Genomic DNA, 7,764 nt, shown 5'->3' with positions numbered 1-7,764 from the left:
CAAGTCAACCTCAATGGTACCCAAATCGACGAAAGCACTCAACTTAGTCAAAAATGGCTCTTAGTGCAGAAAATCGTCACTCAAGGTGCAAAAGGGTGGGATTTGAGTCATGTAGACTTAAGCTGTGCCAGCTTTGTGAGTGTTGACTTCACTGATGCGGATCTCACAGGCGCGAACCTAACCGGAACCCACTTCAGCAGCGTTGATCTCAGCAATGCTAAAGTCAAAGATGCCAGTTTTATCGGCTGTACAGGGTTATCAAAATCCACTAAACTTGCTCTGAAAGAACAAGGCGCAATTGTTGACGATGAGTTGATCCCCGCAGAAATGAAAGTCAATTAAACCTTAACGCAGGGCTTGTAGATCCTGCCAAGCTTGAATTAGATTTCCCTGCATCAAAGCTGCAATTCCCCTTAACGCTTGGAATTCACTTTGATCGGGGTTTAATTTAATCGCGGTTTGAATAGCTTTTTCTGCGGCTTGGGGATGCAAAGCATACAGATGAATAAAAGCCAAATAAGCATAAGCGTTTGGGTTTTGGGGATCGAGTTGGGTGACGTGTTCTAAAGCGGCGATCGCAGTGGGTGCATCTTGTTGTAAAACCGTTGCTAAAGCCAAAGCATAAGTATAATCTAAATTGTCGGGTGCAGTTTGTAAGCGATAACTTAACGTCTTTTCTGCGACAACAGTATAATCTTGAATTGGATCATATTGGTTAATCCGTCCGACTTGATCAAAGACAGGTTCGAGTCCGGGTATTCCTTGGGGTAAATTCAGCGCCAACTGACGCAGTTGAGAAACGAGATCTAATTCGGGTGCGGGTAATTTAGCTGCTTGGGGATCAATTTCAACGGTAACAGACGGAACGGCGATCGCATAGGTTTCTCCGCTTTCTCGGTTTAAATAGGTCGCTTCTAGGCGGTAAGTTCCGGGTAAAATATTTTCAGGCGGTAACATTCCCATCCGTTCGAGAACTTGAAACCCCGTTTTTTGTTGATTATTTTCTAAGCTTCCCGGATGTAATGTCCCCATGGCGATCGCATGATCATGTAACCACTCAGACGAACCTTTTGTCATTGAAGGCGTTTGCAATTTCCAGGTTAAAAGAACTAACCCCGAGTGAAGCTGTTCCCAAGAACCCGACCACACATAAATAATCGGAATCGTTGCATTGGGGGGAACTTTTGGGGATACAATCACTTGAGACAGTTGAACCTTTTCTGACGCATTGGGTTGAGGAGAAACTTCAACATAAGGAGTCTGACGGTGATAAAGATTTAAAACGGTATTATCAGGTAATAGCCAGCGTTTATGTAACTGAAATTGTCGCCCTTGTTCAATTTCTCGGACAATGGCAACTTGCGCCTCTCCAATGCGTTCAACCATTCCTTGTTGACCTGTTTTCGTCACAAACCAAGACAGGGATAAAGAGTCTTGACCAACGTGTTCTAAACGAGTTCCGACTTGACGCCCATAAACCTGTTCATCCCGCAAAGCGCCGTAATAATTGAGGTTGTGTTGATTAATATCTGGTGTTGACGGTAACACGCCCAAGGTAGACTGTAAATAGGGTTCAGTTTGAATAATTTCATCAATTACCCGTTCATGGGGCCATTGTAAACCGAGATGGGCAATGCGATCGCCTCCGGGACTCAGAAAAGCTGCCATTCGTCGCCCCCAAACGCCGCCAATCGGCCATAAATTGAGTAACATTAAAACAATGGCTAAACTGAGGGTTAGTCCTCGGACGGTTTTCCCCCAACGTTGCGGCCATAACGTCAAACCGTAGGCGAGAAAAATTGCAGAAATGGGTAATAAGGGTAAACTGTAGCGAAAGTCTTTATTAATATTCAGCGAACATAACAAATAACCCCCGATCCAAAATATTGCTAACCAACGCAAAGCTGAGAAATTAATCGGTTTTGAGAAGAATTTTGGATAGAAAAGATAGAGGAGAAACCCAACAGTGGGAACAATTAACCACAGCCAAGAAATATGATAGGGAAGTAAGTTCCAATAGTATGTCCAAGCGTCTAAGGTATTTAAGGCGGGATCACCTTCAGCTATTGCCGAGTCAAGGGTGGCGCGTTTTCCAGAGGTTAGCATGAGTAACCAGTTGGTTGTTACCCAAGGGATTAAAATTAGACCGGATAACAGTAAGGCAACGGTTAACTGAATTAAGCTTTGCCAACGTTTGTGTTTGAGACTGTCTACACTCACCCAAACTAGGGGAAAAAATAAGAAAAATAGGGCGGTTTGTTTGACAAACATTGCTAACCCAAAGGATACACCGAATGCGATCGCCCAAACCCATTTTTTTTGGCTATATTTCCACTGAGTTAGACAACAAAAACTCAACGCAACCATGACGGTCGTTGGATAGTCGGTGAGGTATTGCAGACGATAAACGTAGAGTCCGGGTAACAATGCAGAAATTATACAAGCCCAGAGTGCAATTTGTCGGTTAAACAGTTGAATCGCAATTCCATAGACCGAAGCGAGTAGAATACCACTAAAGAGTAAATGGACGAGTGTTCCTTGTGCTGTCCCTGTCCCAAACAGGTTGTAAAACGGTACCGTCAGCAGGTAAGTCAGGGGAGGAACTTTCGGAGATAGCATCCACACCTGTTCCCACCACCCGGAAGAAAACCACTGGGGATGTTGTAGCGCCCGCCAATAGTTTAACGAATTTGTTAGGTAGTCCGCCTGATCCCACGCGGGAACCGAACGATCCAATGCAAACCAAAGGCGATCGCTAATTCCCGCAAACAGCCAAATGAGCAATAATGGAACTAAGCTGCCGAATTTGTTTTTGTCCGTCACCAACTGTTACCTCTATTCCCCATTTCTCAGATGCTACACCTAAGCTGAATTCATCGTCTAGTCTATGGTTCCGTCTTCGCATCGGGAACAGAAAAAAATTTTGTCAAACTACTTGCAAGATTTAAAACAGATCTGCTATCCTAGTTAGGCAGTGAACGAAAGCCGGGATAGCTCAGTTGGTAGAGCAGAGGACTGAAAATCCTTGTGTCGGGAGTTCAAATCTCCCTCCTGGCATTTATTATAATTCCTTTTCTATATCCTTATTTCAGATTTTAATTTGTATTTTATCACTGCGGGTGTAATTCAGTGGTAGAATGTCAGCTTCCCAAGCTGAACGTCGTGGGTTCGAGTCCCATCACCCGCTTTTCAACTACTACATTTTATTTGAAATATATACATATACTCAAATTATTGTATATATTCTTGTTAGCACGGTTCAACATTTAGTCCGCCGAAATAAATATCAAAATTACGATTAAGAGCATTTTGAGTTTGCGGTTTTCAAGGAGGATAAATTGTGCAAATTATCAAATTAAAAGCTCGGGTTGATGCCGAAGGAAAAGTAATTTTACAAGTTCCTCAAGGTTTGGCGAATCAAGAGTTGGAGATTGCGATTGTCTATCAGCTTGTTTCTCCAAACCCTCCCACCCAAACCCCCGAAGAATTGGGCTGGCCTTCCGGTTTTTTTGAACAAACCGCAGGTTGTTTAGCCCAGGAGCCGTTGGTGAGATATTCCCAAGGTGAATATGAGACGAGGGAACCAATCGAGTGATTTATTTGTTGGATACGAATGTCTGTATTATTTACTTGAACCGTCGAAATTCTGGGGTGCGGCAACATTTAGAACGGTTATCTCCGGGTGATATTGCCGTTTGTTCTGTGGTCAAGGCTGAATTGTTTTATGGGGCAATGAGAAGCTCAAACCCGACTCGGACACTGGAACTACAGGAAGCTTTTTTAAGTCAATTTGTTTCTTTACCTTTTGATGATGCCGCCGCTCATATTTTTGGAAGAATTCGCACTCAATTAGCTGCTTTAGGTACGCCCATCGGCCCTTATGATTTGCAAATTGCGGCGATCGCTTTGGCGAATCATTTGGTTTTGGTGACTCATAATGTGAGTGAGTTTGGACGGGTGGAAGGGTTACAAATAGAGGACTGGGAAGCAGAGGGATGAGGTGTTATGAGTCAGGAAATAACTAAAGAGTTTTTATTATATCAATGGAGAAGCACTTTATGTTATTATCAAAGTTTGAGGGAAAAACTAGATTTGTTGGAGTTTGACCGTGAGAAGGCGATCGCATTTCTTCGCTTTCTGATTCTTAGAGTTTAGCAGCAATACTATAAAATTTTAGATTTCCAACTCCTCAAAGGCAATAAAATTGTTTATTGAAGTAATTCTTGGAATTCTGGCTGTTCTCGAATTAAAGCAAAATCTTGGTCGGTCTTGGCTTGATCCTTGTATTTTGGATTATAGGCAATAGCTTTTTCCAAATGGCTCACTGCTAATGATAAGTTTCCTTGTATTCCATAGATACAAGCCTTGTTATACCATGCCTTGTCATAATCACGCTTATACCGCAGTGCTTGATCGTAAGAAGAAATAGCTTCTTCGTATTTTCCTAAATAAGCCAAAGCAACTCCTCGATTATACCAAGCACCATAATCGTCGGGTTGATATTGTAGAGTTTGATCAAAAGAAGCAGTGGCTTCCTCGTATTTTCCTAAATGACCCAAAGCAATTCCTCGATTATTCCAAGCATCATAATCGTCGGGTTTGTATTGTAAACCCCGATCATAAGAGGCAACGGCTTCTTCGTATTTTCCTAAGTCATCCAAAGCATTTCCTCGATTATACCAAGCATCATAATCGTCGGATTTATACTGTAAACCCCGATCATAAGAGGCAACGGCTTCTTCGTATTTTCCTAAGTCATCCAAAGCATTTCCTCGATTATTCCAGGCTTCATAATCGTCGGGTTTATAGAGTAAAGCTTGATCGTAAGAGGCTATGGCTTCAGTATATTGACCCAAACTTCTTAAAACTAATCCTCGATTGTAATGTGCGTGTGAATAATAAGGGTTAATTTTAAGACTTCGATTCAAATCTTCTAGTGCTTTTTTACTCTTTCCCAAATAAAACAATGCCAGTCCTCGATTATTCCAAGCATCATAATCTTTTTTCTTGGGATCTAATTGAATAGCTTTCGTAGAATCTTTAACTACGCCTTCATAATCTTTTAAAGTTCCTCTTGCATATCCTCGTTTAACATAAGCATCTATATATTTGGGATTCAAACTAATAGCTTCAGAAAAGTCTTGAACGGCTTCCTCATATTTTTCTAGCTCTAAGTAGACCGATCCTCTGCTAAAGTAAGCGTCGTAATAATTGTTATTAATGTCGGTGGCAATGGTAAAATTTTCAAGGGCTTTTTGATTGTTTCCTTGCTCAAAATAAAGATTTCCTAATCCGATGTAAGGTTCAACTAAATTTGGATCAATATCTACGGCTTTCTGGTAATCTTGAAATGCTTTTTCTACCTGTTCTAGCTGAGAACGTGCATAGGCTCGACTAACGTAAGCCTTAGAAAAATAAGGATTAAATTGGAGGGCTTTTGTATAATTTATTATGGCATCTTCATAATTTTTTTTACTGGCTTTTTCTAAGCCAACATTTAAAAGCTGACTTTCAGGAGGTAAATTTCGGGATTGATCCGTTTGATATTCATAAAGACGAACTTCTATTCCTTTATCAATTCTTATAATAGAATCTACTTTAACTAAAGAATTATTAGAGAAAAATTCCAAATTGATATTTTGGGCGGCAGCAGGATTAATATTCGGGAGATGCACACCCCAAAAAACTATAAACAATAAACTAATTTTAACTGAGTAAATGATGGCTCGGGAAAATTGTTTAAAATAGAACATAGCTGTTATTTCTATTGACAAAAAGTACAAAGGGTAAGTTCTAAAGTCCCAACTCCTCAAAACTTTCGGTAATCACCTCAGTTTAAGAAATCGGTTTAAAAAATTATCCTATAGAGTTGTCCTAGCATCACACCATCTCAAGCCCTCTATCTGTAAATCTTAATCTATGTCATCCTAGTATTTGACAACCGATCGCGAGATGACATGAGGGAGGGCAGCAAGTACCAGCCGCTCCTGGACTATTTGCACGAATGCGACAAGGGCGAAGTGATTCTAACGTTCGCCGAAATAGAGGCATTGATGAACAATCGACTCCCGGCTTCTGCGCGAACGAAACGGGCTTGGTGGAGTAACCGCACAAAAGGGGCGTTACAGGCGGAAGCTTGGATGGAGGGGGGTTATCGGGTTGAAGATGTGGACTTGGACGAACAAAAAGTTACGTTTCGCAAAGCTAACCTCAAACCCCCCGTTCAACGGGTTGGGGATACGGTTCTTTGGAATGCAGAACTGATCAAAGCGTTACGGCGACACATGGGGTTAACTCAGGCGGAATTTGCAGAACGGTTGGGTGTGCGTCAGAAAACGGTGAGTAACTGGGAAAATGAACTATATCTGCCTCCTCGTTCAACCTGCAAACATTTAGAATTACTTGCTGATACGGTTGGATTTAGATACGAGGAGTAGCGAGAACATTTTGAATCTACTGTTGACATTTTAGTAATTTATTTCTTATATTGTCAATATAGCACAAAACAAGAACCAGCACCATAAACCTTGGCGCTGGCTACGAAATTCACTAAATTTTTCACCATGATACAACGCTTCGGAACTCCGATACCAATTACGGCGCGAGAACAACGACTGATCGAACTTTACGTTTATTGTCCCCTGGCGATGACACCCGAACAGTTTTATACCAAGTGGGATGTCAAACAAGAAGCGATCGCCGAGATCTGTTTTCGTTCGGTGTCAATGGTTCGGCGTTGGTTTGCGAGGGGACGCAGCCATTATCATCCCCACCCGAATGATCTTCGCCATCTAGCATTAATGGATTTTCTCCTCGAACATTTTGAAGAAATTCCGCCGGAACTTTGGGAACGGCTTTGTTCAACTCCCCCCCAAGATTAAACCATCAAACGACTGCAAAAGCTATCGAAATTTTATATTTCTTTTGAGCCGCCTTACTTTTAAGGTGGCTTTAGTGCGATTTAGAGAACATTAATCCGATGAAAAAATCCAAGCCGAAAAGCTACGCTCAACAACTGAGTCCCTGGTGTTTGCTGCGACTTTTTCCCGACCGAAAACCAATAATCGTCGGCCGTTTTCGCAGTTATAATGATGCCGAAGGATATTTAAAAACCTTGCGGGGTTTAATTCCAAACGCCAGTGATAAAATAATATTCGATCTCGGCGTTCAACGACAATCAACCTCAGAAGATTAAGAAAAATTCAAGAAATAGAAAATAAGCTCTACACACAAGTCTAACCAAAGGCAGTGTTTCCAGACTGAGACACAAACAATTAGTTAATATAGCATTTCTCAGACTCATAAGGTAAAGATTAAACTAATTTAACGTTGATAATACCTTTAAAAGCGATCGCTGATTCAGTTTGTGAGTATTTTAACGTTTTTGCTAAACTTCTAACTGAGACTATATGAACATAAAAAGATGAAAAAAGTATTATTCATTTGTAGTCAAAACCGCCTACGCAGCCCAACCGCAGAAGCAATATTCTCTGAATATCCTGAGTTAGAAGTAGACTCAGCCGGATTAGATCGAGACGCTGAAATGACTCTTTGTAGCGAAGCTGTTCAGTGGGCTGACATTATTTTTGTGATGGAAAAGTCTCATCGGCGTAAACTTTCTAATCAGTTTCAGCCTTGGCTAAAAAATCAGCGTGTGATTTGTTTAGATATTCCTGATGAGTATGAATATATGGAACCTGCTTTAATACAGTTATTAAAGAAAAAAGTCTTACCTTTACTGGGAATTTTTGAGTAAAGATAAGA

The 7,764-nt window shown here is 41.2% G+C and carries 9 protein-coding genes and 2 tRNA genes; 9 read left to right on the top strand and 2 right to left on the bottom strand.

Annotated elements, in window-relative coordinates; genetic code table 11:
- On the top strand, positions 1-342 hold a 342-nt coding region (locus M595_RS12725; RefSeq protein WP_023066658.1), incomplete at its 5' end, for a pentapeptide repeat-containing protein.
- Positions 343-345: 3 nt separating this feature from the next.
- Here the strand turns inward: M595_RS12725 and M595_RS12720 are convergent.
- Complete coding sequence (locus tag M595_RS12720) at positions 346-2,823, bottom strand: phospholipid carrier-dependent glycosyltransferase (RefSeq protein ID WP_040484038.1); 2,478 nt, start codon at positions 2,821-2,823, stop codon at positions 346-348.
- 161 nt (positions 2,824-2,984) lie between these two features.
- Between M595_RS12720 and M595_RS12715 the strand changes: the two genes are divergently transcribed.
- The 4 genes from M595_RS12715 (at position 2,985) to vapC (ending at position 3,999) form a co-directional block, all read left to right on the top strand.
- Positions 2,985-3,057, top strand: a tRNA-Phe gene (locus tag M595_RS12715).
- 58 nt (positions 3,058-3,115) lie between these two features.
- Positions 3,116-3,187 (top strand) — tRNA-Gly (locus M595_RS12710).
- 153 nt (positions 3,188-3,340) lie between these two features.
- Entirely contained in the window at positions 3,341-3,595 is a 255-nt protein-coding gene (locus M595_RS12705; RefSeq protein ID WP_023066637.1) for a hypothetical protein, read from the top strand.
- Complete coding sequence (vapC, locus tag M595_RS12700) at positions 3,592-3,999, top strand: type II toxin-antitoxin system tRNA(fMet)-specific endonuclease VapC (RefSeq protein ID WP_023066624.1); 408 nt, start codon at positions 3,592-3,594, stop codon at positions 3,997-3,999. The genes M595_RS12705 and vapC overlap by 4 nt, the downstream gene beginning before the upstream one ends.
- A 209-nt stretch (positions 4,000-4,208) precedes the next feature.
- Here vapC and M595_RS12695 read toward each other — a convergent pair whose 3' ends face one another.
- Complete coding sequence (locus M595_RS12695; protein ID WP_023066663.1) at positions 4,209-5,753, bottom strand: tetratricopeptide repeat protein; 1,545 nt, start codon at positions 5,751-5,753, stop codon at positions 4,209-4,211.
- Positions 5,754-5,957: 204 nt separating this feature from the next.
- On the opposite strand from M595_RS12695, the gene M595_RS12690 reads away from it, so the two are divergent.
- The 4 genes from M595_RS12690 to M595_RS12675 all read left to right on the top strand — a co-directional run bounded on the left by M595_RS12690 (position 5,958) and on the right by M595_RS12675 (position 7,756).
- Positions 5,958-6,437: a helix-turn-helix domain-containing protein gene (locus tag M595_RS12690; protein ID WP_040484037.1), complete on the top strand. Its 480-nt coding sequence runs from the start codon at positions 5,958-5,960 to the stop codon at positions 6,435-6,437.
- A 126-nt stretch (positions 6,438-6,563) separates the two neighbouring features.
- The gene (locus M595_RS12685; RefSeq protein WP_023066619.1) at positions 6,564-6,881 is read left to right on the top strand and encodes a hypothetical protein; all 318 of its coding nucleotides are present in this window, start codon (positions 6,564-6,566) and stop codon (positions 6,879-6,881) included.
- A 98-nt stretch (positions 6,882-6,979) separates the two neighbouring features.
- Positions 6,980-7,195 carry a hypothetical protein gene (locus M595_RS12680; protein WP_023066659.1) on the top strand — a complete coding sequence of 72 codons (216 nt, stop codon included), beginning with the start codon at positions 6,980-6,982 and terminating at the stop codon, positions 7,193-7,195.
- A gap of 228 nt (positions 7,196-7,423) precedes the next feature.
- On the top strand, positions 7,424-7,756 hold the full coding sequence (locus M595_RS12675; protein ID WP_023066664.1) for a low molecular weight protein tyrosine phosphatase family protein: 333 nt from the start codon (positions 7,424-7,426) through the stop codon (positions 7,754-7,756).
- Positions 7,757-7,764: the final 8 nt, after the last annotated feature.

It is taken from the genome of Lyngbya aestuarii BL J (genome assembly GCF_000478195.2).
Taxonomy (GTDB): domain Bacteria; phylum Cyanobacteriota; class Cyanobacteriia; order Cyanobacteriales; family Microcoleaceae; genus Capilliphycus; species Capilliphycus aestuarii.
The sequence above is the reverse complement of the archived record's forward strand: the minus strand, read 5'-3'. Positions and strand labels throughout refer to the sequence as shown.

Bases quoted from the DNA above. Each gene is read 5' to 3' on its own strand.
- M595_RS12695 (WP_023066663.1), bottom strand. From the start codon at position 5,753: ATGTTCTATTTTAAACAATTTTCCCGAGCCATCATTTACTCAGTTAAA.
- M595_RS12690 (WP_040484037.1), top strand. From the start codon at position 5,958: ATGAGGGAGGGCAGCAAGTACCAGCCGCTCCTGGACTATTTGCACGAA.
- M595_RS12685 (WP_023066619.1), top strand. From the start codon at position 6,564: ATGATACAACGCTTCGGAACTCCGATACCAATTACGGCGCGAGAACAA.
- M595_RS12680 (WP_023066659.1), top strand. From the start codon at position 6,980: ATGAAAAAATCCAAGCCGAAAAGCTACGCTCAACAACTGAGTCCCTGG.
- M595_RS12675 (WP_023066664.1), top strand. From the start codon at position 7,424: ATGAAAAAAGTATTATTCATTTGTAGTCAAAACCGCCTACGCAGCCCA.